The sequence below is a fragment of the Corallococcus sp. AB030 genome, from assembly GCF_003668965.1.
Lineage (GTDB): Bacteria > Myxococcota > Myxococcia > Myxococcales > Myxococcaceae > Corallococcus > Corallococcus exiguus.
Map to the genome: position 1 here is coordinate 15834 of NZ_RAWQ01000080.1, position 22971 is coordinate 38804.

General features: G+C 68.2%; 19 protein-coding genes and 1 pseudogene. 7 read left to right on the forward strand and 13 right to left on the reverse strand.

Annotated elements, in window-relative coordinates; all coding sequences use genetic code 11:
* Positions 1-68 precede the first annotated feature (68 nt).
* The 3 genes from D7Y15_RS19920 to D7Y15_RS19930 form a co-directional block, all read right to left on the reverse strand.
* Positions 69-1589: a hypothetical protein gene (locus D7Y15_RS19920; protein ID WP_120577776.1), complete on the reverse strand. Its 1521-nt coding sequence runs from the start codon at positions 1587-1589 to the stop codon at positions 69-71.
* 155 nt (positions 1590-1744) lie between these two features.
* Positions 1745-2668, reverse strand: a complete 924-nt coding sequence (locus tag D7Y15_RS19925; protein ID WP_121753594.1) for a DUF2381 family protein — start codon at positions 2666-2668, stop codon at positions 1745-1747.
* Positions 2669-2695: 27 nt separating this feature from the next.
* The gene (locus D7Y15_RS19930) at positions 2696-4537 is read right to left on the reverse strand and encodes a serine/threonine-protein kinase (protein WP_368667385.1); all 1842 of its coding nucleotides are present in this window, start codon (positions 4535-4537) and stop codon (positions 2696-2698) included.
* 197 nt (positions 4538-4734) lie between these two features.
* Here D7Y15_RS19930 and D7Y15_RS19935 point away from each other — a divergent pair, with 197 nt between their 5' ends.
* Entirely contained in the window at positions 4735-5094 is a 360-nt protein-coding gene (locus tag D7Y15_RS19935; RefSeq protein ID WP_121753606.1) for a helix-turn-helix transcriptional regulator, read from the forward strand.
* Between the two features lie 4 nt (positions 5095-5098).
* Here the strand turns inward: D7Y15_RS19935 and D7Y15_RS19940 are convergent, their stop codons facing one another.
* Positions 5099-6268 carry a serine/threonine-protein kinase gene (locus tag D7Y15_RS19940; RefSeq protein ID WP_121753595.1) on the reverse strand — a complete coding sequence of 390 codons (1170 nt, stop codon included), beginning with the start codon at positions 6266-6268 and terminating at the stop codon, positions 5099-5101.
* Positions 6269-6377: 109 nt separating this feature from the next.
* Entirely contained in the window at positions 6378-7151 is a 774-nt protein-coding gene (locus D7Y15_RS19945) for an alpha/beta hydrolase (RefSeq protein ID WP_121753596.1), read from the reverse strand.
* Between the two features lie 117 nt (positions 7152-7268).
* On the opposite strand from D7Y15_RS19945, the gene D7Y15_RS19950 reads away from it, so the two are divergent.
* Both D7Y15_RS19950 and D7Y15_RS19955 read left to right on the forward strand, forming a co-directional pair.
* Positions 7269-7937, forward strand: a complete 669-nt coding sequence (locus D7Y15_RS19950; RefSeq protein ID WP_120577772.1) for a response regulator transcription factor — start codon at positions 7269-7271, stop codon at positions 7935-7937.
* Positions 7927-9144 carry a HAMP domain-containing sensor histidine kinase gene (locus D7Y15_RS19955; RefSeq protein ID WP_169821327.1) on the forward strand — a complete coding sequence of 406 codons (1218 nt, stop codon included), beginning with the start codon at positions 7927-7929 and terminating at the stop codon, positions 9142-9144. Before D7Y15_RS19950 ends, D7Y15_RS19955 begins: the two co-directional genes overlap by 11 nt.
* 73 nt (positions 9145-9217) lie before the next feature.
* Here the strand turns inward: D7Y15_RS19955 and D7Y15_RS19960 are convergent, their stop codons facing one another.
* Both D7Y15_RS19960 and D7Y15_RS19965 read right to left on the reverse strand, forming a co-directional pair.
* Positions 9218-9754 carry a hypothetical protein gene (locus tag D7Y15_RS19960; protein ID WP_121753597.1) on the reverse strand — a complete coding sequence of 179 codons (537 nt, stop codon included), beginning with the start codon at positions 9752-9754 and terminating at the stop codon, positions 9218-9220.
* A gap of 200 nt (positions 9755-9954) precedes the next feature.
* Positions 9955-10842, reverse strand: coding sequence for a LysR family transcriptional regulator (locus tag D7Y15_RS19965; RefSeq protein WP_120577770.1), 888 nt, complete (start codon positions 10840-10842; stop codon positions 9955-9957).
* Positions 10843-10972: 130 nt separating this feature from the next.
* Here D7Y15_RS19965 and D7Y15_RS19970 point away from each other — a divergent pair, with 130 nt between their 5' ends.
* Positions 10973-11680: a glutathione S-transferase family protein gene (locus D7Y15_RS19970; RefSeq protein ID WP_121753598.1), complete on the forward strand. Its 708-nt coding sequence runs from the start codon at positions 10973-10975 to the stop codon at positions 11678-11680.
* 55 nt (positions 11681-11735) lie between these two features.
* Here the strand turns inward: D7Y15_RS19970 and D7Y15_RS45290 are convergent, their stop codons facing one another.
* The 3 genes from D7Y15_RS45290 to D7Y15_RS19980 form a co-directional block, all read right to left on the reverse strand.
* On the reverse strand, positions 11736-11972 hold the full coding sequence (locus D7Y15_RS45290) for an Rdx family protein (RefSeq protein ID WP_233605030.1): 237 nt from the start codon (positions 11970-11972) through the stop codon (positions 11736-11738).
* 135 nt (positions 11973-12107) lie between these two features.
* Positions 12108-12857: an ATP-grasp domain-containing protein gene (locus D7Y15_RS19975; RefSeq protein ID WP_121753599.1), complete on the reverse strand. Its 750-nt coding sequence runs from the start codon at positions 12855-12857 to the stop codon at positions 12108-12110.
* A gap of 142 nt (positions 12858-12999) precedes the next feature.
* Positions 13000-16341 (reverse strand): tetratricopeptide repeat protein, encoded by a 3342-nt coding sequence (locus tag D7Y15_RS19980; protein ID WP_158624438.1) that lies wholly within the window; start codon positions 16339-16341, stop codon positions 13000-13002.
* A gap of 195 nt (positions 16342-16536) precedes the next feature.
* Between D7Y15_RS19980 and D7Y15_RS19985 the strand changes: the two genes are divergently transcribed.
* Positions 16537-17814, forward strand: coding sequence for an APC family permease (locus D7Y15_RS19985; RefSeq protein ID WP_121753600.1), 1278 nt, complete (start codon positions 16537-16539; stop codon positions 17812-17814).
* A 103-nt stretch (positions 17815-17917) separates the two neighbouring features.
* Here the strand turns inward: D7Y15_RS19985 and D7Y15_RS19990 are convergent, their stop codons facing one another.
* Together D7Y15_RS19990 and D7Y15_RS19995 are read right to left on the reverse strand one after the other, a co-directional pair.
* On the reverse strand, positions 17918-19183 hold the full coding sequence (locus tag D7Y15_RS19990; RefSeq protein WP_120581379.1) for a DEAD/DEAH box helicase: 1266 nt from the start codon (positions 19181-19183) through the stop codon (positions 17918-17920).
* Positions 19184-19291: 108 nt separating this feature from the next.
* Positions 19292-20296, reverse strand: a complete 1005-nt coding sequence (locus tag D7Y15_RS19995) for a hypothetical protein (RefSeq protein ID WP_148712816.1) — start codon at positions 20294-20296, stop codon at positions 19292-19294.
* 432 nt (positions 20297-20728) lie between these two features.
* Here D7Y15_RS19995 and D7Y15_RS46605 point away from each other — a divergent pair, with 432 nt between their 5' ends.
* Positions 20729-22474 (forward strand): FAD-dependent oxidoreductase, encoded by a 1746-nt coding sequence (locus D7Y15_RS46605; protein WP_121753602.1) that lies wholly within the window; start codon positions 20729-20731, stop codon positions 22472-22474.
* A gap of 37 nt (positions 22475-22511) precedes the next feature.
* A complete protein-coding gene (locus D7Y15_RS20005; protein WP_121753603.1) occupies positions 22512-22850 on the forward strand; it encodes a UBP-type zinc finger domain-containing protein in 339 nt (112 codons plus the stop codon).
* A gap of 9 nt (positions 22851-22859) precedes the next feature.
* Here D7Y15_RS20005 and D7Y15_RS20010 read toward each other — a convergent pair.
* Positions 22860-22971 (reverse strand): annotated as a pseudogene (locus D7Y15_RS20010) (IS5/IS1182 family transposase); the annotation flags it as partial.

Genomic DNA, 22971 nt, shown 5'->3' on the forward strand with positions numbered 1-22971 from the left:
TTTCTCCAGTGCATGAGGAGGAGGCGCTCGGCCCCCTCCCCTTCACGCCCCCCGGAGCAACCGCGCTGCTACCGGCTCAGACCGCGCTGGCGGTTGAGGAAGGCGTCGCCGCGGGCGGCATCATAGTCGGTGCGCAGGTCCGGGTTGGCGATCTGTTCACCGAAGGTGCGGTGGAACGGGATGGCCTGCGAGGGCTGCTGGGCCCGCTCCTGGAGGCTGGACGTCACCCAGCGCTGGAGCTGATCAACGGTCAGGTCCTTGAGCTTGCCCGCGCCGGGGATGGGCAGGTTGGGCAGGAGCCCCTTGGCGGAGAAGAGCAGATCCACCATGCCCTTCACGGCCTCGTTGCGCTTGCCCAGCTCGTCCAGGGACACCTGGAAGCCGCCCTCCAGCGAGCCCACCAGGCTGCCCATGAGGCGCGCGCTGCGCTTCGCGTCCTGCGAGGGCGGGTTCTCGTTGGCGTGCTGCGCGAGCCCGGTGTTCATCGTCTCCAGGCGCTGCATGACGTTCTGGCGGAACGCGTCGCTGCCCGCGAAGTCCTGCGGAGGCGAGAAGAGCGTCCGGGCGAAGAACTCGGACATCTTCTTCTGGCCATCCAGCCCCAGGGAGCCCGAGCTGTCCTGCAGCGACGACAGCACCGCGTCACCATGCTGGGTGAAGAAGCGGGCGGCGGCGGCGCGCGACTCGCGGTTCTCCCCCAGCTTGTCGATGGAGTCCGTGAACACCTGCACCGACTCCGCCGTGGGCGGGTTGATGCGGCCGGCGGCGTCCAGCAGGCGCCCCAGCGCGGGGGAGGAGCTCGCGTCCGGGCCGGAGGCGTTGATGTTCTTGATGACATCCGCCATGCCCTCCCGGTTCGCCGCCAGGAACGACTGGAGCCGGTCCGGCGGCATGCCCCCCAGCGCCGTGGCCACCGCCGCGCTGCGCTGCTGATCATCCCCGCCGCTCGCGCGGACGATGGCCATCTCCGCCTTCGCATACGTCTCGATGAGGTCCGGGTTGCCCGTGCCGGCGATGATGCCCGCCAGCCCCTCGTGCGTCGCCCCGGGCAGCGCACCGCGGCCGGACGTGGCCACCGCCGCCGACAGCTCCTGGGGAGACACCGCGCCGGAGCGGTAGGCGTTGTCCAGCGCCTGGGACAGCCGCGTGCGGTCCGCCTCCGGCAGCCGCTGCACGCTGTCCAGGATGCCGCCCGCCACGGGGCCGTACTGGAACATCATGTCCATGAACGCCGCCTGCTTGGCCGGGTCCGGGTTGTTCCTCAGCCACTCGGACACGGCGGTGGCGTCCCGGCCGTCGCTGGAGTTCGCGATGGCCTGCTGCGCCGAACGCAGCTCCGTGGGCGACAGCGCCGCGGGCGCCACCGGGGTCGCGCTCGTCGTCCGCACCTCCTCCGCCCCCGCGGGCGTCGCACCCAGGCGGTTCGCCGTCACCTGAGTCCCCGCCGCCGGCTGGAACCCGTCCGTCCCCGTTCCGGGACGCACCACGTTGTTCTGGGCGACTGGCCGCGCCGGGGCCTGGGGCGCGGCGGGCTCCGCGGCCTTCGTCTCAATGGGCCGGGGTGCGTTGCGCTGGATGGTCGTCGTCATGGTGGTTCCCCCTCGCCCCCCTGCTCGGGGCGGCTGGTTGGCGAGGCAAGCTCCGCCTCGTTTTCCTCGATTATCGCGCGCATCGCACCCCAGTTGCGACGCCTGCGACATGGGAGTCCGGGCCAGACATCTGCCCACATGAGCCTGTGGCGGCCTCAGGGCCAGTCAGGGAACGTGATGTTCCGCAGCGTGAGGGTCCGTGGCCCGTCCGCCTCCCACAGCTTGAGCGAGAAGGGGCCTTGCACGGAGGCGGCAGGGGCCTCGGCCTCGACCACAAGGGGCTTGAACTCTCCGTCCGAGATGGGTTGCTCCTGCCAGATGCGAAGCACCTTCAACTCTGCTCCGGCCTTGTTTCGAAGCATCGCCCCTTTCGCGCGCCAGGGTGCACCACCGGCGCTCACTGCCAGTTTGGTCTCCACCGCAACCCTCGCAGTGGAGCGGTAGGTTCTGACCAAGGATGACGTGAGCCATTTCTCGGCATCCAGGGAGCCGACTTTGCTCATGTTACTTCCAAGCACACCGTGTTCATCCATGGCTCCGGTGGAGATGAGCCCCGCCAGTCCAGCAGGTGCTTCATGTTCCGCCACCACCCGTGCATTCTCCTCCTTGAAGCGCGTGAGCTCGGCCCGAAGCTCCCTCACCTCTTGCTGATAGGTCGCGACCGTCCGCCTCCGCCGATAGATCTCGACGAGGGGCTGGGCCTTCACGGGGTGAACTCGCAGAAGAAAGGACGCGCTGACTGGCGCGGCCCCGTCCCTGAAGTGCACGACCAGCCGAAACGTTTCGGCGGCAGTCACGCGAGAGGACGGCACCAGACGAAGCGTGGTCTGCCCCTGGTCCACCAACTCAAAGCGGTCCCGCCCCTCCAACTCGACATCCTCGCGCTTCAAGTCGACATCGAAGAGGAGCGTCGTTGAGAGCCCCGCGCTGATGACAATCTCAGATGCGGCTTGGACCTCCTCCGGGGAGACCTCGATCCGGCACGCTCCGAGCCCGAAATCCAAGGCTTCGGATTGCGCGGTCGCGGCTCCGCTTGCGAGCAGAAGCCCCAGAAGAATGGCAATGGAGGACGAGGTCACTCGGCGATTTCTCCCAGAAGCGTCTGGCTACTTGAACTCGCTCACCGCCTTCAGGGTCGTGAGATTGAAGATACGAGCACTGGTTGATGATTCGTCTCCAGGCTCTCGCATCATGCCTCGCCCACCGGTCGTGTCGTAGACCTCGAAGCACACGGGAAAGCTCTCGCCCTCCCTCGTCGTTGCCCATGTCAGTCGTCCATAAACGCGGTCTCTCACGAAGAGCCGGCCCGAAAGCAACGTCAAGCTCGGGATGTCCCCCGCCCGGCCCCCCAGGGTCACCTGACCTGGGCCCTCCTGGACGGAGACGAACCGCTCATCGAAGCCAAAACCCGCGTCGAGCAATTGACCAATGCGGACGTGCCGTTTCTCCATGGCCTCCACGGCGCCCACCGGGCAAGGCTCGGGAGGAGGACTCGAACGCACCTGGGTTCCAGGACATCCGAGCGCCGCGCAAGCCGCCGCCGTGCCGACCGCACGGGCCATGACGCGCATGCCCTTCTTCGTGGGCTTCGATGGGAGTTGAAGGGACAGCGTGTCTTTCGGCGGCGTCGTCACGGTGGCTGAAACCTCCTGGAGCGTCGCGGGGAGAGCGACGGCCGCGGCGGTGGTCTTCGGTCCGGTGAAAGCCGCGGCGCGGTCAGCTTGAGGTGACTTGCCAGAGGTCGCTACTTCCTGACGGAGGGAGACGGGCTCCGCGATCCGCGACATCCCGAGCCCCCACACCGCCCCCGCAACGACGAGCACTCCGGCGAGCGCCGTCCATGCACGGAAGGCCCCGCGCTTCCCGGGCGCCGCACGCACGGGCGACACTGGAGGCGGCACCTCCTTCGCCAGGTCAGCCGCGCCCATCGCTGGCGCATCTTCCAGAAGGCGCTTGCCCCGTCGGGGACGGTGCCGGGGCTCGTGCATCCACTGTTCGAAGGAGTCGGGGTCCTCGCCCTCCGTCGTCGCGGAGTCCTCGGCATAGGCGTCGCAGAGTGGCACGTCCCACGTCGCGTCCGCGCCACGCAGCGCCTGCTCCAGGGATTCGCAAAAGACCTGGGCGCTCGGCGTGCGGGCCTCGGGTGTCTTCCCCAGCAGCCGCAGGCACACGTCACCCAGCGACCGGGGCACCCGCGCGTTCTCCTCGTGCGGCGGCGTGGGCGCGCTGGAGAGAATCGCCTCCGTCACACCGGCGGCGTCCGGACCATCGAAGGGGAAGCGCGCCGTCAGCAGCCGGTAGGAGACGAGTCCCAGCGCCCACAAGTCGTCCGCCGGGCCCGCCGTATACCGGGCGTCCGGCGCCTCGCGGTGGGCTCGCAGGAAGCGCCACGCCTCCGGAGCGCGGTAGTCCACCGTCCCGGGCGGGAGGATGTCCGCCGTCAAGTCACGCGCGCCCGCGTAGTCGCCAATGCCGAAGTCCACCAGCTTGGCCACGCCATCCGAGGCGCGCACCATGATGTTGGCCTCCTTCACGTCCCGGTGCACCACCGTGTCCGCATGGGTCGCGGCGAGCCCCCGCGCCACCCCCAGCAGCACGTGCGCCGCCTGCCGCGCCGTGGGGTTGTGCGCATCCGCCCATTCGTCCAGCCGGGGTCCGTCCACGTATTCCATGGCGATGACAGCGAACTGCGGCTGGACCACCGGCAGGTAGCCATGGCCCAGGATCCCCACCACGTTGGGGTGCCGCAGCCGGGTGAGGATGGAGACTTCGCGCTCCGCCCGCTCCCCCACGCGCGGCAGGTGCAACAGCTTCAGCGCACAGCGCTGGCCCTCGCAGCGCGCCAGGTACACCGTGCCGAAGCCGCCCTGCCCCAGCTGGCGCTCCACCGTGTAGCCCAGCACCTGGACCCCAGGAGACAGCACGGCCGGAGGCGGCCCTCGCATCATGACGGCCTTCCTTCGGGCTCCCAGGCGGCTTGCATGCGGCATCCTCCCAACGGGGGCGCGCACCCTACCAAAGACATAAAAATTCCGGGAATCCCTCCCCTTCGCGCGCGCCCGACAGACAACCCGTGGAGTCCATCGAGACCTTTTCGACCTCCAGCACTCATCCCCTCCGTGTCCTCGGCTACGCTGCGCCCGCCATGAACGAAGAACTCGGCATCACCATTGGAACGGAGGCCCGCGCCGCCCGTCAGCACCTGGGCCTGACGCAGGCCGAGGTCGCGGAGCGCGTTGGACTGGTGCACCCCGTCTACAACCGCCTGGAGCGAGGGAAGATGCTTCCCAGCGTCCCGTCCCTCTACCGCATCTGCCGGGAGCTGCGGGTGTCCCCAGAGAAGCTGATGGGGCTCACCGCGACGGGCGACGTGCGAAAGGGCACGAAGCCCAAGCCCCAGGAAGAGGACGCTCCGGAGCTGCGGCGTCTCCTCCACCTCGCGCGCAAGCTGGACGCGGAGGGCCTCGCGGCCCTCCTCCATGTCGCCTCCGCGCTGGCGCGCTGACGCACTACTCCTCGTCCAGGTCCTCCAACCCGTAGGCGTCCAGCCCATTGCCGAAGAGGTCTCCTTCGCCGAACTCCACTTCGTCGCGAAGGACGCTGCCCTCCACCAGCACCTGGGCCCACTCCGCCGCGGCTTCCTGCCGGCCGTAGCCCGGGTGCCGCTTCGCCAGGGCGACTCGCATGGCGTCGCGCATGTCCGCCGCCGTGGCGAACCGCTCCTCGGGGTTGGCGCGCAGCGCGACATGCAGCATCGCCTTCACGTCCGCGGAGAGTGAAGCCACGGCTTCCTCGACGTCCTCCGGGCCGAAGCTCGCCAGCAACACCTGCATCTGTGTCAGCGGCAGCGAGGAGACGATTTCCGTGAAGAGATAGCGCAAGTTCGCGGGAGGGAGCGGCACGTCCTCCACGTCGAAGAGGTGCTTGCCGGTGAAGAGCTCCACCAGCAACACGCCCAGGCTGAACACGTCGGAGCGCGGCGAAAGCGGCGCTCGCGCCAGGTACTCCGGCGAGGCGTAGGCCACATCGCCCCGAACGAGGCTCGCAGGCGACTCCGCGCGCCCCACCACCAGCGAGTACGCCGCGCCGAAATTCGCCAGCTTCACCTCGCCTTGCGTCCCCACGTAGACGTGCCGGGGGTTGACGTCACGGTGGATGACACCCAGCGACTGGCCGGTCGCGTCCGTCAGCATGTGCGCGTGTTGAAGGGCCTCCGCGATCTCCGCACCGACATAGAGGGCGAACGCCTCGGAGACGGGCCGGCCGCGCACCACGCCCGCACTCACCAGCGTCTCCAGCGAAGGACCCGCCACCGACTCCATGACGACGTGCAGCGCCCCCTGGTGCACCTTGCGGTGGAAGACCTGGGCAATGGCCGGGTGGCGAAGGCGGAAGGCCAGCTGAATCTCCTCTCCCAGGCGCTTGCGCTTAAGATAGGTGGAGGGGTTCGCCAGCCTTCGCACGAGGCAGAAGCCGGGCAGCGCGTTGTCGTGCTCCGGGAAGCGCTGCGCCAGCATCAGCAGCTCACCCGTCGGCATCAGCACCAGCTCGCGGACCGCCTCGTAACGAATGCCGTCGATGGTGAAGAGGTGCACGGGCCTCTCACGCGTCGGCGGAAGCTGCCTGCGGCGCGGGGAGGCTTCGGTGCGTGCCAGGTCGTCGGTCGTCGTGTCGGGCATGGCTCCTCGGGAGGCGGAAGAGAGGCGGCGGCGTCCCTCCGGGAGTCTGAGCGAAGTTGACCTTTAAAGTCCAGATATACGAATCCTAAAGGTCCACTCCGTTGGCCTGTCAGGTCTCGCCCAACCAGCGACGGACCTCGTCCAGGTACTCGCGCGGCAGGGCGTGCCCGCTGTCGAAGGCCCGGCGCGTCTTGCGCGTGGAGGGCGCGGCCTTGAACAGCTTCTGGGTGTCCTCCTCGGTGGAGAAGACATCGCGGTTCGCGGTCAACAGCAGCCAGGCCTGATGAACCCCGCCCATCCGGTTCACCGGTGCGGCGTCGCCCAGCGAGGGGTCGACATGGGGCGGCACCATCGTCACCAGATGGGTGATCCGAGGCTCGCGCGAGGCCAGCAGGAGGCCCACCTGGGCGCCCATGCTGTAGCCGGCGACGAGTACCCTCGGTGGCTTCTTGCCGTTGGCGAGCACCTGCGTGAGGAGCGTCTGCGCATCACGCACGGTGTCGACAATCATCGCTTGATAGGGACCGGGTTCCCCCGCGTGCGCACGTTTCGCGAGGGCTCCGGGTCGCGCGTCGGGGGTCGCTCGCGCGCCGTGCCGCCGCGCGTCCATGACGTAGACGCGATAACCGGTGCTCCGCAGATGCTCCGTCAGGGCCCCTCCGAAGGTCGGCTCTGTATCCGACAGCCAGTCGTCCTTGCTCCGGGTGAGGCCGTGCAGCAGGACGGCCACGGGTGGATTCGCCGCCTCCCCTTCTGGGGCGAGGACCCAGACGGGAATCCGCTCTCCGTCCGCCGCTCGGACCTCCATGGGGACCGGGGGGCTCGCGCCGTGGGCCACGGAGGTGGTCAGGAACATCAGGGCCAGGAACAGCGAACGCATCATCACGGGACTCCTCGAGTGAGAGAGGCCGTGGAGCGTGCGGAAGCGACAGTCAGCCAGGCGTCACCTACGCGCTGACATTCGTTTGACGTAGACGCGGGTAGCATCCGGATTACTTCCATGCGCGTGCTCGTCATCGAGGACAACCGCGACCTCCAGGCCAACATCGCGCGGTTCCTGGAGCCGGACTTCCAGTTGGACTTCGCGAGCACCGGGCCCGAGGGGCTCGCGCTCGCGCTGGGCCATCCGTACGACGTCATCGTGCTGGACGTGATGCTGCCCGGCATGAGCGGCCTCGATGTGTGCGAGCGATACCGGCAGGTCGCGCCCCGGCTCGTGCCCATCCTGATGCTGACCGCCAGGGACACGCTCGAGGACAAGGAAGCGGGCTTCCAGGCGGGCGCTGACGACTACCTGGTCAAACCGTTCTCGCTCCGGGAGCTGCGCTGGCGGCTGGAAGCCCTGGCGCGCCGGCCCGTGCCTCCGAGCGGGCGGAAGCTGACGTGGGGTGGGCTCACGCTGGAGCCGGAGAGCGGGCACACGCAATGGGGTGGGCGCTCCGTCCGGCTCAACCGCACCGAGGCACTGTTGCTGAGGTGGCTGATGGAAGCCGCGCCCGAAGCCGTCCCCGCGGCCACGCTGGCGGAGCGGCTCTGGGGGGACGAAGCGCCCGAGTCCAGCGCGCTGCGCACGCACGTCTATGCCCTGCGCAAGGCTCTCGCCGGGCTGGGGCTCGAAGATGCCATCACCACCCTGCGCAACGAGGGGTACCGCCTGGATGCGCGCTAGGTCCAGCAGGTCGGTGCGCGCCGTACTCCAGCGCGCCATGGGGCTGTCCGCCGCGTTCGCGCTGGTGCTGATGGGCGGGTTCTTCACGCTCTTCAGCTACGACCTCGAGGACGTCATCTTCAGCCGCATCGTGGCCGCGGAAGCGGACCGGAGCGAACCAGGTCACGTCCCCGGAATCACGCGGTATGACGGCCACTCCGCGCTACCGCCCTGGCTCGCGGAGCGCCTGCGTCCGGACGCGCCTCCGAGAGAGTACGAGGTGTCCGCCGGGAAGCATGGACACTTCCACGTCGCGGTGCGCCCCGGCGCTGGAGGAGAACGCCTGTACTTCGCGTTCGACGTGACGCGCCTGACGAGCACGACGGACAATTTGAAGCGGACTGCGGGACTGCTTCTCACGAGTGCGTTGCTGGCGTTGCTGGCCGCCGCGCTCCTCGCCCGCCTCGTGGCCCGTCGGCTCGGCCGACCGCTGGAGCGGATGGTGGAGTGGATCCGGGCCGACGGGGCACCACCGCCCGAGGATGACGGCGGAGTGGCCGAGGTCCGGGCGCTGCGGGACGCGCTGCTCGCACGCGACGCGCGCATCCAGGAGCAGTTGGAGCGTGAGCGGCGGTTCAACCGCGACGCGAGTCACGAACTGCGCACCCCGCTAGCCGTGGCCCAGGGCGCGGTGGAGATCCTGGAGCTCGATCCGCCAAGAGACACGGAGACGTTCGACCGGCTGCGCCGGGCCGTGAGCCAGATGGGCCTGTTGACGGAGGGCATCCTCTGGCTGGCCCGCGAGCGCCGATCCGAGGAGCGCTGCGACCTGCACCGCGTCTCGCGAGAGCTGCTCGCGTTGTACGGACACCTGCGGCGCAGTGGCGGCATCGAGCTCACCATCGAGTCCGTGGGCGAAGTCCACGCGCCCGTCCCTGCATCCGTCGCCAGGGTGATGATGGGAAACCTCCTCAAGAACGCGCTCGCATACACTGACGAGGGTCGCATCGTGATCACCATCGAGCCCCAGGCGTGGACCCTGACCGACACGGGGATTGGCTTTGGCCGCGTGGAGCCCGGAAGAGAGAGCCACGGCATCGGACTGTCGCTGGTGGAACGACTTGCCCAGCGCTTCGGGTGGACGCTGTCCATCCACGCACTGGAGCCGCGAGGCACGCGCGTACGGTTGAGCTGGCTCGGAGAGGATTCAGCCACTGCCCGCGATTGACTCACTTGAGAAGGTGCACCCGAGCCCTTGCCTGCGCACCGGCAAGGGCCCGGTTTTGAGCGGGCGGGTCAACTCAGAGCAGGTAGCCCCAGCCGATCTTGGTGTCGTAAAAGAAGCCATTGTGATCACTGACTTCGATGATGATCGTCCAGTGGCCGTTGCCCCAGTTGTAGAAAGCGATCTTGAACAGGGACATCTGGCCTGACTGGCCCCAGGGGCCGATGAGCGTGCCAGCCATCACCGTCGCCTGAGCGTCGCCGTCCGGCAGCTCGTAGGTCGGCAACTCACTGCCGATCACGCCGGAGAGCTCACCCGTCGCGTGCAGCAACGCATCGACCGCGAGCGTGCCTTCCCCGTTGGTCACGACGTGGGGCGCGAGCCTCGGCGCTCGCCCCTCGGCCCACGCCTGGCGGAGTTCCGACGCGCTGGCGGTGCCCACTGTGTCGAGCAACACCTCGCAACCCGTCACCGGAATCGACCACACGCAGCTCGGGAATCCGGACGGCGGCGAGCCTTCCCCGGCACACACATCCCCCACGTCAGGTGTGGCAGCGAAGCTCGCGCTCGTGGACATCACCAGAACAGCCAGCGTGACAATCGACAGGTTCATTCTCGTATTCATGAGTCCTCGCAAGTTGGGCCGTCGACCGACCGCGTATCCAGTCGCGGCAGGCGTCTGCACAAGCAGTCACAATCCCACCGCAATGCATATCATGCTCCAGCAATTCCGGCGAACAGTGATTTCACAACCTCAACGTTGATCAGTCCGTCTGACGTAGCAGGTCGGCGAAGCGCGTCGATGCAGGTGGCTCACGCCTCGCCAGCGCCCTCCATCAGGAAGTCGATGACGGCGCGCACGGCGGGCAGCTGGCCCCTGCGGTGTGGCGTCAGGATCGTCGTCGTCACCGTGCCCGCGGTCCAGGCGGGAAGCACACGCACCAGTCGCCCGGCCTCCACGTCCACGAGAGTAAAGGTCTCCGGCAGACAGACGACGCCCAGTCCGGCCGTGGCCGCCTTCAATAGCACCAGCGTCTCATCGGCGGTCATGCGTGCCCGCGGCGTCACGGTGACCGTCTCCCCCGCCCGCCCGCGCAGCCGCCATTGCGTGGCCATGGCGTGGGTCAGGAGGCCGTCGTGTTCGCTCAAATCCTCGGGCCTGCGAATCCTGCCGCGACTGGACAGGTAGCCGGGCGACGCCACCAGGACGGTGGACTCCACCGCGAGCCGGCGCTGCACAAGGCCCGAGGCAGGCAAGGGCGAGAAGTGACTGCGCACGGCGATGTCGAATCCCTCCTGCACCAGGTCCACGAAGCGGTCCGTCGCGTGAAGCTCGACGCGCACCTTGGGATGCGCCAGCGCCAGCAGGGGCAGCCGGTCCGCGAGCCGGAACTGCGCCGTGGGGACCGACGTGGTGATTCGCACCACGCCACGGGGCTCGGCCTGCCGGCGGCGCACCACGTTCTCCGCGGCCTCCGCCTCCATCACGGCGGCGCGAGCATGGTCGAGGAAGTCCCGCCCCACATCCGTCAGCGTGAAGCTCCGTGACGTGCGCTGAATCAGCCGGGCGCCCAGCGCGTCCTCCAACTCAGCCACGCGCTTGCTCACCGTGGATTTGGGAATGCCCAGCCGCCGTGCCGCCGCGGCGAAGCCACCGCTCTCCACGGCCTGGACGAAGAGATGGATGTCATTGAGATTCAAGGGCCGCGCCTCATCGTCCACGGGTGTGGACCTTGCGTTCGCGTTCCGCTGTCTACACGGCGCGCGTTGCCACGGCCATCTTGTCCCCATCGAAGGCATCACGCCTTCCCCTTCGGACAGGAGCATCACCATGGCATTGCCTACCCTCTTCTACGGTGTCCCCTCTGGCTGCTCGTTTGGATCCATCGTCGCGCTGGAGTGGCTGGGCCGGCCCTACCAGCTGTGCCGCATCGCCATGCCGGAGGACGTCACCACCGCGGACTACCGCCGGATCAACCCCGTCGCGGAGACGCCCACCTTGATGACGGAGACGGGCGCCCGCATCAGCGAAAGCATGGCCATCCTCAACCACCTGGGCGCGCGCGGTGTGGGCACCGGGCTGTCGTTCGCCCAGGGCACCGAGGACTTCGACCGGTTGAACCAGATGCTCGCGTACCTCAACACCACCTTCTTCGGCGCCTTCTCGCCGCTCTGGTACGCACTCGAGCACACTGAGCTGCCAGAGTCCGAAAAGCAGGCGCTGCGGAACCTGGGGGCCCGCAAGGTGGTCTCCGCGCACGCGAACCTGGAGGCACTGATGGGCGACACGCCATGGCTTCTGGGCGACCACCGCACGCTGGCGGACGCCTACTTCATCGGCATCGCCCGGTGGACCCGGTACCACGAGGTGCTGGACCGCCGCGACTACCCGAAGCTCCAGGGCCTTTTCGAGCGGCTGGAGGCGGACGTCGGCGTGCGCTTCGCCCATGCCATTGAAAAGGGCGAGACGCCGCAGGGCAGCGGCGCATTCCAGGGGCACATCCGCGTCGCGGAGGCACTGCGACGGCTGCCCGCGTGAGCCGGGAGGCCCCGCCCGCCCGCTCTCCCAGGAACGGGCGGCGAAGCCATCGACGTCAAGGGTTCAGGGCGCGGTACACCGCGTCCACCACCTCCTGCTCGGTGGGGAATGCCAGGCCGGTCTTCTTGATGACGACCTTCCCATCCACCGCCACTTCAAAAACCCCCGACCCGCCCTTCTTCAGCTCCACATCCACTTCCAGTTCGTCCTTCAGTACGGCCGCCGCACGGGTGGCCCGGGGCAGGTAGCCTCAAGCGGTACAGTAGGTGATGGAAACCTTCGCGTCGGCCATGGTGTGCCTCCTGACGGGATGGGACACCGCGCGAGGATGCGCGGCACCTGCACCATCGTGACGCCCCGCCTCGCCCCGCGCCAGCCCTCCAGAGGCGCAGCGGACGGCCCTGTGTCGCGCGCAGAGCGTTGGACGTCATCCAGGCCGTACAAGCTCCAGCCAGCGGGCCAGCGTCAGATCGGTATAGGGGCCTTGTCCCAAGCCATAGGCGCCCAGCGAGAAACCGTCGTTCCACTCGACGATGGCGGTTTGACCGGACTCGAGCACGCCGAAGTCGACTGCATATCCTTCTGTACCCTCTCCAGATTCCTCCAGCAGTTGGACGGCCCGCCTCACCTGCTCTTCATCGATTCGATGTGCAGGGTCGCCTCCATAGTGGCGAGTCCCCACAACGGTGCCTTGCACGACGAAGACCCGGAACTCGCTCTGCCATCGGACCACTTCCGAGCAGAGGATCTCCGTGCTCGCCGATGCGCGCTCCAGATAGAGCAGATCCTCCACTGACGCGAAGACGTGTCCCGTGAACCGTTTACGGCGCCCATGGGGCTTGGCGAAAACCGGAGGGCCTGCTTCTTGGAGTACGGCCGCCTTCAGGTCTCTCACGGTGCTCCGCCAGACACGCCGGTGGAGAAAGGAACTCAGGCTCGGCGGATAATCGTGGGTCTCGGGTGCAGGGATTCCGAGTTGTTTCAGCGCTCCCAGCACAGTCGGTACGTCGCCCGCCACCAGAGCGTCCCGAGCCAACGGTATCTGGCCCCTGGAGAGCTGCTTCGCGGTAAATGTTTCGACGGCAAGCTGGCGCTCCCGGAGTTCTTCGAGAAGCGCTCGCATCTCTGGCTCCATGCGACCGGAGCCCAGCTCCTGGATGAATGCGCAGCGAATCATCGTCGACATCCTGGTGAACGTGGGCGTCAGTCGCTATTCGGCCAGGTCAGTATGCCCTGTGAAGCGGGGATGCGCTCAAGGCTGGCCAAATCGCTCAAGCGATAGACCGCCCATTCGGCGCCGTGATTTCGTGGAACTGCTCTCAAGTGGGGCCCAGTTCTTCGAGAAGGACGCGACACCGCGCGAGGCTCCGCTTGTCATCGACTCGCACGAAGAGCCGCGCTGCTTCCTCGAAGTGGATGCGGGCCATTTCCGTCCATCCGCGCTGGGCGGACAGGTTGCCCAGCCCCAGGAGACAGTTGGCCTCTCCTCGCAGTGATCCTACCTGCTTCAGCAGGGGGCGGGCCTGCTCGTAGAGCGCCTGCGCATCATCGAGGTTCTTGCGCTGGAGTGACAGGTCTCCCAGCCCGCGCAGGCAGTGCGCCTTGCCGCGCAAGTTCCCCACTTCGGAAAAGAGCATTCGGGCTTCCTCCAGAAGCGCGGCCGAGGCATCGAGCTCCCCCAGACTGCGCAGACAGTGTGCCCTACCGAGACGGTCCTTCGATTGTCCGAAGACGCGCTGCGCCTCTTCGAACCGCAGACGTGCCTCGTGGATGTTTCCTCGGTCCAGCGCGACCTTTCCGAGCCCATGGATGCAGTTGCCCTCGCTCACCGGCGAGTTCGCCCTGTTGAAGTATTCAAGCGCCTGCTGAAAGCAGGCCTCCGCCTCGTCGAGCCGCCCTCCGTCCAAGGCAAGGGACCCCAGCCCTCGGATGCATCGCGCATGGCCCAGGAGCGCTTTGCGGTCCGTGTGGTCGGGATCGCATCGCTTGAAGAAAGGCAGAGCCCGTTTGAAGCAGTGCTCCGCCTCTTGATGCCGCGAGCGCTCTTGTGCGACCTGTCCTTCCACCTGGAGACAGAGAGCCTCGCGCAGGAAGTCCCCCGCCTTGTGCGCGACCTCCCGGGCCTGTGAAAGCAGTCTCGGAGAGCCGTACCCGGAGAACCGCCAGAAGTTGCTGAGCTTCAACAACGCATCGATGACCTGGAGGCCTTCGTGGCCCTGTAGCCCCTCCAGGAACATGGCTTCGATGTTCTCCACTTCAGGCACGAGCCGCTCCAGGGCATGTGCTCCCTGAGCGCCGCCGACCCGAGGTCCGAACTCCTTCGCAAGCTCACTGTAATGCTGGAGGGCGCGTGCAAGGTCCGTAGGCTCTGGGGGGAAGTTGCTGCCAAGTGCCGCGCGGAAGAGCTGCGGAACACGCCTCCGCTCGGACGCATCCACATGGACGAGCCCGAGTTCTGTCAATTCCGTGAGGACGGTCCCTTCTCCACCAGGGAACAATCGGGCGTGATCCTCTCTTGAGGCGCCATCCGGCAGGCGTGCGAGGAGCGCCAGACACCGGAGTGCCTCCATCGTCAACCACTCACGGAGTCCTCCAGGCTCGAAGAGACTCTCCAATGACCTGGGCATCCTGGCCGGTGGACCGCTCTTGCGCAGGATGTCTTGCCAGAGATCGCTGAGGGCGCTGGTTCCAGGGTGATGGGCGAGTTGGTTCCTCGCCAGTCCCGCGAGCAATGTGATGGCCGACGCCACGACCCCCGAGCCGATCAACGCCTTGAGTCCCGGGTCGGTGACCTTGATCTGGGGGACCATCCGTTGGAGCAGACTTCCTGCCTCAACCCCATCCAGAGGCAGGACTTCGATTTCCGGCTGGAGCCTTCCCGTGCGTGGGCTGGGCGGGTGCCTGCCCACGAGCACAAGCGTCAAGCCCTCCATCCGGATGAGCTCTTGCATCACCCCCTGAAGGAGGGGACCTTCGGAATCCGCCTCGACGTCGTCGAGGACCAGCAGGGCGGAGTGCGCTGCGAGGGCGGCAAGGACCCGGGCCCGCAGGTGCTCACCCGGTGCCACCGCGAGGGCTTCCGCCATGGCTCCGAAGATGGATTCCCCACGGGTGCCATCCAAGAGGCGGACGAAGTACCTAGCGTTACCATGACGTTCAGCCACGCGTGGGTCATGGAGGGCTTCGATGAGGAGTCGGGTCTTGCCAACGCCAGCGCTGCCCGACACACGCAGGACCGGCGGGTCGGTCGCGAGCAATGCGCCCACGAGCCGTTCCAGCGCATCCTCGTGCCCGATGAGGGGCGACTTCTCACGCAGCGGAAGCCGTGGGGAAGGAGGCTCACCGCGACGCGTGACGACCGGGGCCGCAGCCTCCCCCACACGCCTGAACGCGGAGTCTGGCCAGAGTGGCTCTCGTGTCTGATCAAGCTCGCTCCGGGCCTGCATCTTCGCGAGGGCCTCTTTGGGAAGCCACGGGAAGTCCTCCGCCAGGAAGGACCGGGGCCCATGGCGCAGGATGACGCGGTCAAACCGCATGGGCTTGGCGGAAGCGAAACCCACCTCGTACTCACCGCCGACCCGGACGGGAGGGGTCATGGCGCCGGGTCGATACTGGACGCCGAGCGAGAACAGCCGCGAAGCCACGAAGCGGTTGAGGGTGCTGGCCTGGGTGCTCAACGGATCCGCTGAGTATCCGTTGAGCACGGCCTTGGTGCCTGGCCGCAACCTTTCCCGGAGCCCGGCATCGAGTTCCTTCGGAATCGTCAGCGCCCGATAGCGCTCCGAGAGAGCGTCTGCGCGGACTCGCCCGTCCTGGACCTCGTCCTCGATCGCGAGCAACTCGTCCTTCAATGACTGGGGACAGGTTGGGGTCAGCAACTCCCGAAGAAGCTTCTCCTGGTTGAAATCGCGGAGCACGGCCCGGCAGAGGTCCATCAACCCGCCATCACCCGTGCCTGAGATGAGGATGCGGGTCTGAGACTGGATCCCACGTCCTACTTCCTGGTCGAGGTCATCGTTTTCCCAATAGGAGCGAAGTCCCTTCTCCGGTTCGCGCGGCTCGACACCGAAGCCCACTGCCAGGACCAACGCGTCCACAGCGATTGGAAGGGTATAGCCCTCCGTATCGTTCCATCCGACGCGATGCCGGCCTCCTTCTTGAGAGGTGATGAGCGTGATGTTCTCAGCGCCCAGATGAACCGCGAGGTCCACGCCGTCTGTCGTTCGCAACGCTTCCCAGGCCTTGAGCAGTTGCTCCACGACCTCATGCACCCTTCCCGCGGTCCAATTGAGCACGGGCAACTGAGCGGAGGGCTCCTCGGACCCCGGCGCGGGCCAGTCATAAAGATGGGGGTGGATCCAGCGGGTGCGATTCTCAGCGAAGAGAGGAAGGAGCGCGTTCCGCTGCTCCAGCAGGTCCACCTTGCACCCGCGCAGCGCCGCTCCAGCAGCGAAGGTCATTCCACCCGCGCCTGCACCGACCACCACGACCCGAGCGCCCGGCTTGAGCCGTTTGCACGCGAACAAGGCGTGGACGAGGTTCAGGGCCCTGACCTGCTGCGAGTACAGGGTGACACGTCGCTCGAAGCACCCCAGGAGGAAGACCCCGCTCAGCGTGGGGACCTCCATGTGCTTGAGGATGTCGCGCAGTGGGTTCCTCATGGGTGTCCATTCGAGCACCTCGAAGGGAGGAAGACACGCGGCCTGTGCGCCGGGCCGCGGCGAGGCCGGGCCGCCCCTTGCGAAAAAGCACGGCTTCTCACGAATTCGCGGATTCACCGCATCTATGCTCCAGTGCGTTCCCCTCCCCTTCCGTCCATGACCACCGGAACCCATTCGCCTCCACCTGAGCCAGGCATGCGGCGCGCGGTATCGCGCTGGGAAATCGTCGGCTTCTCCATCAACGACGTCATTGGTAGTGGCGTCTATCTGCTGCCCGCGGCGGCCGCCGCGAACCTGGGCTCGGCCAGCACGGGCGCCGTTGTGCTCGCGGGGCTGGCGGTGCTGCTGCTCGTGCTCTGCTTCGCGGAGGCGGCCAGCTACTTCGACAAGCCCGGCAGCGCCTATCTCTACACGCGTGAGGCCTTTGGAGAACGGGTGGGCTTCCAGGTCGGCTGGATGACGTGGCTGGCGCGCGTCTCGTCCGTGGCCTCGTTGTCCGTCGGCTTCTCCCGCGCGCTGGGCTTCCTGTGGCCCGCGGCGAACTCGGGCCTGGGCCAGGGATTGGCCATCGCCGTGCCCCTGCTCGCGCTCACCGCCATCAACGTCGTGGGCGTGAAGAGCGGCGCTCGCACCGCGGTGTTCCTCGCCGTCACCAAGACGGTGCCGCTGCTGGTGTTCATCGCCGTGGGCCTCTTCTCCGTGTCCGTGCCGCTGGCGACGTCGGTGGCTCCCAGGGATGGAGGCAACCTGGGGTCCGCGGTGCTGCTGCTGCTGTTCGCCTACGCCGGCTTCGAGAACACGGCGGCTCCGGCGGGTGAGTTCAAGAACCCACGCCGCGACGTGCCCTTCGCGCTCATCGTGCAGATAGGCGTCGTCACGCTCATCTACACGGCGGTGCAGTGGGTGGCGCTGGGCACGCTGCCCGGGGTCGCGGATGCACAGACGCCGCTCGCCAACGCCGCCGAGCGGTTCCTCGGGGGTTGGGGTGGGCTCCTCATGACCGTGGGCGGGGTGCTGTCCATCCTGGGGACCAACAGCAACACCGTGCTCGCCGGGCCGCGCTACCTGTACGCGCTGGCCCAGGATGGCTTTGGCCCGGCCGCGCTCGCCACGCTGCATCCGCGCTACCGCACGCCGACGGTCGCCATCCTCACGCAGACGGCCATCGCCCTGCCCCTGGCGTTCTCCGGCTCGTTCGAGGTGCTCGCCACGCTCTCCGTGGTGGCCCGGCTCGCCACGTACTTCGGCACGGCCCTGGCGGTGCCCGTGCTGCGCCACAAGCTCCAGGCGCCCCCGAACGCGTTCCGCATCCCGGGTGGGCCCGTGATTCCCCTCGCAGCCGCCGCACTGTGCGTCGTCTTCGCGCTGAGCGCGGAGCGCGAGAACCTCGTCGCCGGGGCCATCGCGCTCGCGGTGGGCTTCGTGCTCTACCGGTTCCAGCGAAAGCCGGACGGAAAGGCGGCGCTCGGATAGCGCGGGATGTCGCTGAAGCCCCCTCATCAGGGCCTTTGCCTTCAGCAGCTGACAGCCCCAAGCCCCCCCGGCCCATTCGCCGCGTTCGCGGAAATGAAGGGCGCTACGGCTTGCGCTTCGGGGGAGGGACGGCGGCGGCGGCTTCGCGCAACTTGTCCTTCTTGCTCTTGCGCCGGCCCTTCACGCCGCCGTTCGGATCCAGCGGCGGTGCGGCGGACACGGCCGTCTGCGTCGGCTCAAAGCCCGCCACCTGCTCTCGCGCGACGGACAGGTTGTTGCGCTTCTCGATGAGGCGGAAGTGGGCTTCGGTGTCCGCGCTGACGAAGCTGATCGCCACGCCCTGGTCGCCCGCACGCCCCGTGCGGCCGATGCGGTGCACGTAGTCCACGGTCGAACGCGGCAGGTCGTAGTTCACGACCGCGGGCAGGCCCGCGATGTCCAGGCCGCGCGCGGCGACGTCGGTGGCGACGAGGACGCGCACGCGCTTCGCCTTGAAGTCCGCGAGCGCCTGCGTACGGGCCCCTTGGCTGAGGTCTCCGTGCAGCGACGTCGCGGGGATGCCGGCGCGGTTGAGCTTCAGCGCGACATGGTCCGCCGCGTAGCGGCTGGCGACGAACGTGAGGACGTGGGACCACGCGTGGGTTTCCAGCAACTGCCGCAGGAGCATCGTGCGCCGGGGCGCATCCACCTGGATGGCCCGCTGGAGGATTTGGTCCGCGGAGGGCAACTCGCCGTCATCGACGTCGATGCGCGTGGGCTCGTGCAGCAGTCGCTCCGCGAACGTACGCACGGCGGGCGGGAACGTGGCGGAGAACAGCAGGTTCTGGCGGCGCGCGGGCAGGAGCGTGAGCAGGCGGTTGAGCTCGTCAGCGAAGCCCAGGGAGAACAGCCGGTCGGCCTCGTCGAGCACCAGCGTCTCCACCTCCCCCAGCCGGAGCGCGTTCTGCTCCACGAGGTCCAGCGCGCGGCCCGGTGTGGCCACGACGACGTCCGCGCCGCCCCGGAGCGCCAGCATCTGCGGGTTCGCGGAGACGCCGCCGACCGCGAGACAGGTCTTCAGCGGCTTCTTCAGGTGACGGCCATACCGCTGGAGGGAGTCGACGATCTGGGCGGCGAGCTCCCGCGTGGGGACCAGGATGAAGGCCCGCACCGGCCGGACCGTCCCACCCGGCCGGGCGCGCAAGGCCTCCAGGAGGGGCAGCAGGAACGCCGCGGTCTTCCCCGAGCCCGTCTTCGCCGAAGCCTGGACGTCGCCGCCGCGCAGCACCACGGGGATGGCCGCGCGCTGCACCGGCGTGGGTTCGTCGTATCCAAGTTCGGCCACGGCGCGGACGAGCGCGTCCGACAGGCCAAGTGAAGCGAAGGTCATGGGAGGAGAACCCTGGGTAGCACGACGCGTCGGACCCTATCCTACCTGCGCGGGGGGCGGCGGCTTCACGCGCGGCGGGGCCACGATGGCCTTGGGTGGCGTGATCCATCAGAGGTTGCTTTCCTCGGTGTCCGGATCCAGGCGCACGAGGTACGGCGGGACGGTCCACTTCAGGGCCTGGTCCAGGTTGCCCGCCCTTGCGCTTCCGAGGAGCAGGATGGGGGCGAGCCCCATTCCCGTGATGAAGTCCCCGGTGCCGTCGGTGCGCCGTCGGTACTCGGCGATGGCGTCCTTGAGGTGGGTGGTGCCACCGCGCGAGGCGATCAACGCGTTCAACATGCCCGCGGCGTTCACTCCCTTGGTCACCGCCGCCCTCAGCGCATCCCTGTACTCGTCATACTCCTCTTGCGTGAGCACGCTCTGCTGACGGATCCGCTTGAGGTAGCGGAGCTTCGGAATCAACGCGTCGCGCTGGTCGCGCAGCAGGCTGCCCATGAGCGGGACCTGTCCCGCCGGGTCGTTGTGGAAATACTGCTGCGTCAGGTCCATGTCGCCCAGCGAGATGTCGACATCCATGTGGATGCCCCCGACGAAGTAGAGATAGAGCAGTCGCGCCAGGTCCGAGAAGTATTTGACGTCATCCCAGATGCCAGCCAGCGCGGATTTGCCGGCCCGGCTCGCCAGCTCCGTCAACCAGCCACCGCTGTCGAGCCGCTCGATGGCGAGGACCCGAAAGCCCGCCTGCTCCAGCCTGCGCCGTTGGGTGGCGCGCAGGGGCCGCTTGTCCTGGGGCGCTTGAGGGCGCTTGGAGAAGATGAAGACGCCCTTCGTCTTCGCGATCGCCCCTTCGAGGTGCGAGTCCAGCACCCGCTCGACCTCGTCGGAATACCAGAGGTGACACGTCCAGCCCGCCCGCTTCGCCCGGATCCCATCGGCGATCAGCTCTTCGACCACCGCGGGACTCATGGGTCCGCCGGTCCAGAAGCGATGGATGTTCTTCGGGATGGCGTGCGTCGTCCCCATCGTAGAGCCGAGGATCCCCGAGATGATCAGCGCCTCCTGGGCCTGACTGGGATGCAGGTGCACCTGCCCGGTGGTCGAAGCACGGGGCATGGCGAAGAGGCCTCGAGGGACCTCCAACAAGGGCGCGGGCGTGAGGCTCGCGGACGGGCGGGACCTCCGGATATCGAACAGCCGAACGGGAGTCTCACCCACGCTCGGCCCCTGGGGACCGTGCTCCGCGCAGATGCCGAGCGAGCAGAAACGACACGTGTCGCGAACCCACTCACCGATCAGCGCTCCACTTCGATGCGCCGGGTCGTGGCAGATCCCCAGATCACAGAATGCACACATGGCCTGCGTCCTCGAAGGGTGAACGAGCGTCGAAAGCGCGCAGTCTGTCCGCAGGCACGTGTCACGGGAATGGGTGCACCGAGACCTCCTGTCCCTGCCTCCGTTTTGACACGGGCACGGCAGGCGGCCGGTGGAGCACCCTGCCCGTGCGCTGTCGCCCGCGCGTCCCGTGCCCATGCATTGAGCACGGTCATGCCTCCCCCTCCTTTGCCTCCGAACCTCGAGTCGCGCCGTCCCCAGATGTTCCCCGTCCTGGACGCCCGGGACATCGAGCGCATGCAGCGCTTCGGTGAGGTCCGGCACTTTCGTGATGGGGAGTGCCTCTTCGCGGCCGGACAACCGAGCCCTGGGATGCTCGTGCTCGCCCAGGGCCGAGTGGCCCTCTCCCGGCGCGATGGCCTGGGACACTCGATTCCCATCGTGGAGGAGGGCCCGGGCCAGTTCCTCGGTGAAGTGGCCCAGCTCTCCGGACGCCCCTCGCTTGTCGACGCTCACGCGGTAGGGGAAGTGGAGGCGCTGGTCATTCCCCCGCACCGGCTGCGTGCGCTGCTCGTGGCGGAGGCGGACCTCGGCGAGCGCATCATGCGCGCCCTCATCTTGCGCCGCGTGGGCCTGCTCGAGACAGGCGCCGGAGGGCCCGTCCTGGTGGGCCCTCCCGAGGGCGCGGGCAGGGTTCGTCTGGAGGGCTTCCTCTCGCGCAATGGCCACCCGTATCTCGCGATGGACCCGGCGCGGGGCGCGGAGGCGGCTTCGCTGTTCGAGCGCTACTCGCCACACGCGGAGGAACTCCCGCTCGTGGTGTGTCCGGATGGCTCGGTCCTGAAGAATCCCTCCGAGAGCACCCTTGCCCGAGCGCTCGGCCTGCTGCCGGAGGGGGCCTTCGAGACGCACTATGACGTCGCCGTGGTGGGCGCGGGGCCCGCGGGGCTCGCCACCGCCGTGTACGCGGCCTCCGAGGGGCTGCGAGTGCTCGTCCTGGATCAGCGGGCCTTCGGAGGGCAGGCGGGCGCGAGCGCGCGCATCGAGAACTATCTGGGGTTCCCCACGGGCATCACCGGCCAGGCGCTCACCGCGCGCGCCTACGTGCAGGCGCAGAAGTTCGGCGTGGAGATGGCCATCCCAGCAGAGGTCGCCTCCCTGCGCTGCGCCGCCCCTGGCGCGCCGCTCACGCTCGCTCTGACCGACGGGCGCAAGGTGCGCACGCGGACCGTGGTGGTTGCCAGTGGCGCGCGCTACCGCCGTCCCGCGCTCGCGAACCTCGGCCAGTTCGAGGGCCGTGGGGTCTTCTACTGGGCCAGCCCCATCGAGGCGCGCATGTGCGCCGACGAGGAGGTCATGCTCGTCGGCGGTGGCAACTCCGCGGGCCAGGCGGCCGTGTTCCTCGCGGGCCACGCGCGTCGGGTCCGCGTGCTCGTGCGTGGCCGGGAGCTCGCGGCGAGCATGTCCAGCTACCTCGTCGAGCGCCTGGCCGCGTCCCCTCGCATCGAGCTGGTGATGGAGACGGAGGTGGTGGAGCTGGCGGGCTCGGACGAGCGCGGCCTGCGGCGCGTGCGCTGGCGGCACCGACCCAGCGGGCGGGAGGAAGCGGACGACGTGCGTCACCTCTTCCTCTTCATCGGGGCGGATCCGGCCACGGAGTGGCTCACGGGCTGCGGTGTGGCACTGGACGCGAAGGGATTCGTGTGCACGGGCGCGGTGCTCGGAGAGGAGCCGCTCCAGGCGGAAGCCTGGGAGGCCGCCGGGCGGGCGCCGTTGGGCTTCGAGACGAGCCTGCCAGGAGTGTTCGCCATCGGCGATGCGCGCTCGGACTCCGTCAAGCGGGTGGGCGCGGCGATTGGAGAGGGTGCGGCCGTGGTGGCGCAGCTGCATGCCTGCCTGGCCTCCGCCGCCACGCGCGTTGCGACAGCCCCCCTCACATCCCCATGTTCGACACCATGAGGCCATCGGTCGGAGGCCCCAACACGGAGCGCGAGCCATGAAGAAGGCATGTCCCCACCTGGAAGACACCCAGCACCACCGGACGGCTCCCGTCCACCCCAGCGGCCACGGATGCATGGAGTGCCTGAAGGACGGAGGGGACTGGGTCCATCTCCGGATGTGCCTGACCTGTGGGCACGTGGGCTGCTGCGACGACTCGCCGTCACGCCACGCGACCCAGCACTTCCACGCCAGCGCCCATCCGGTCATCAAATCCTTCGAGCCTGGAGAGAACTGGGCCTGGTGCTTCGTGGACGAGCAGTTCCTCGACCGGATCCCCACCTTCCCAGGCGAGTCACCGCCGGTGCACTACTCAGCCCCCATGAGCGCGCCCTAGGGGGTGTCCCTAATTAAGCCAAAGCATCATGCAGGCCAGGTGGAGGACCGCCAGGTAGTTGGTGGCGGTCTTCTCGTAGCGGGTGGCCACGGCGCGGAAGCGCTTGAGGCGGTGGAACATG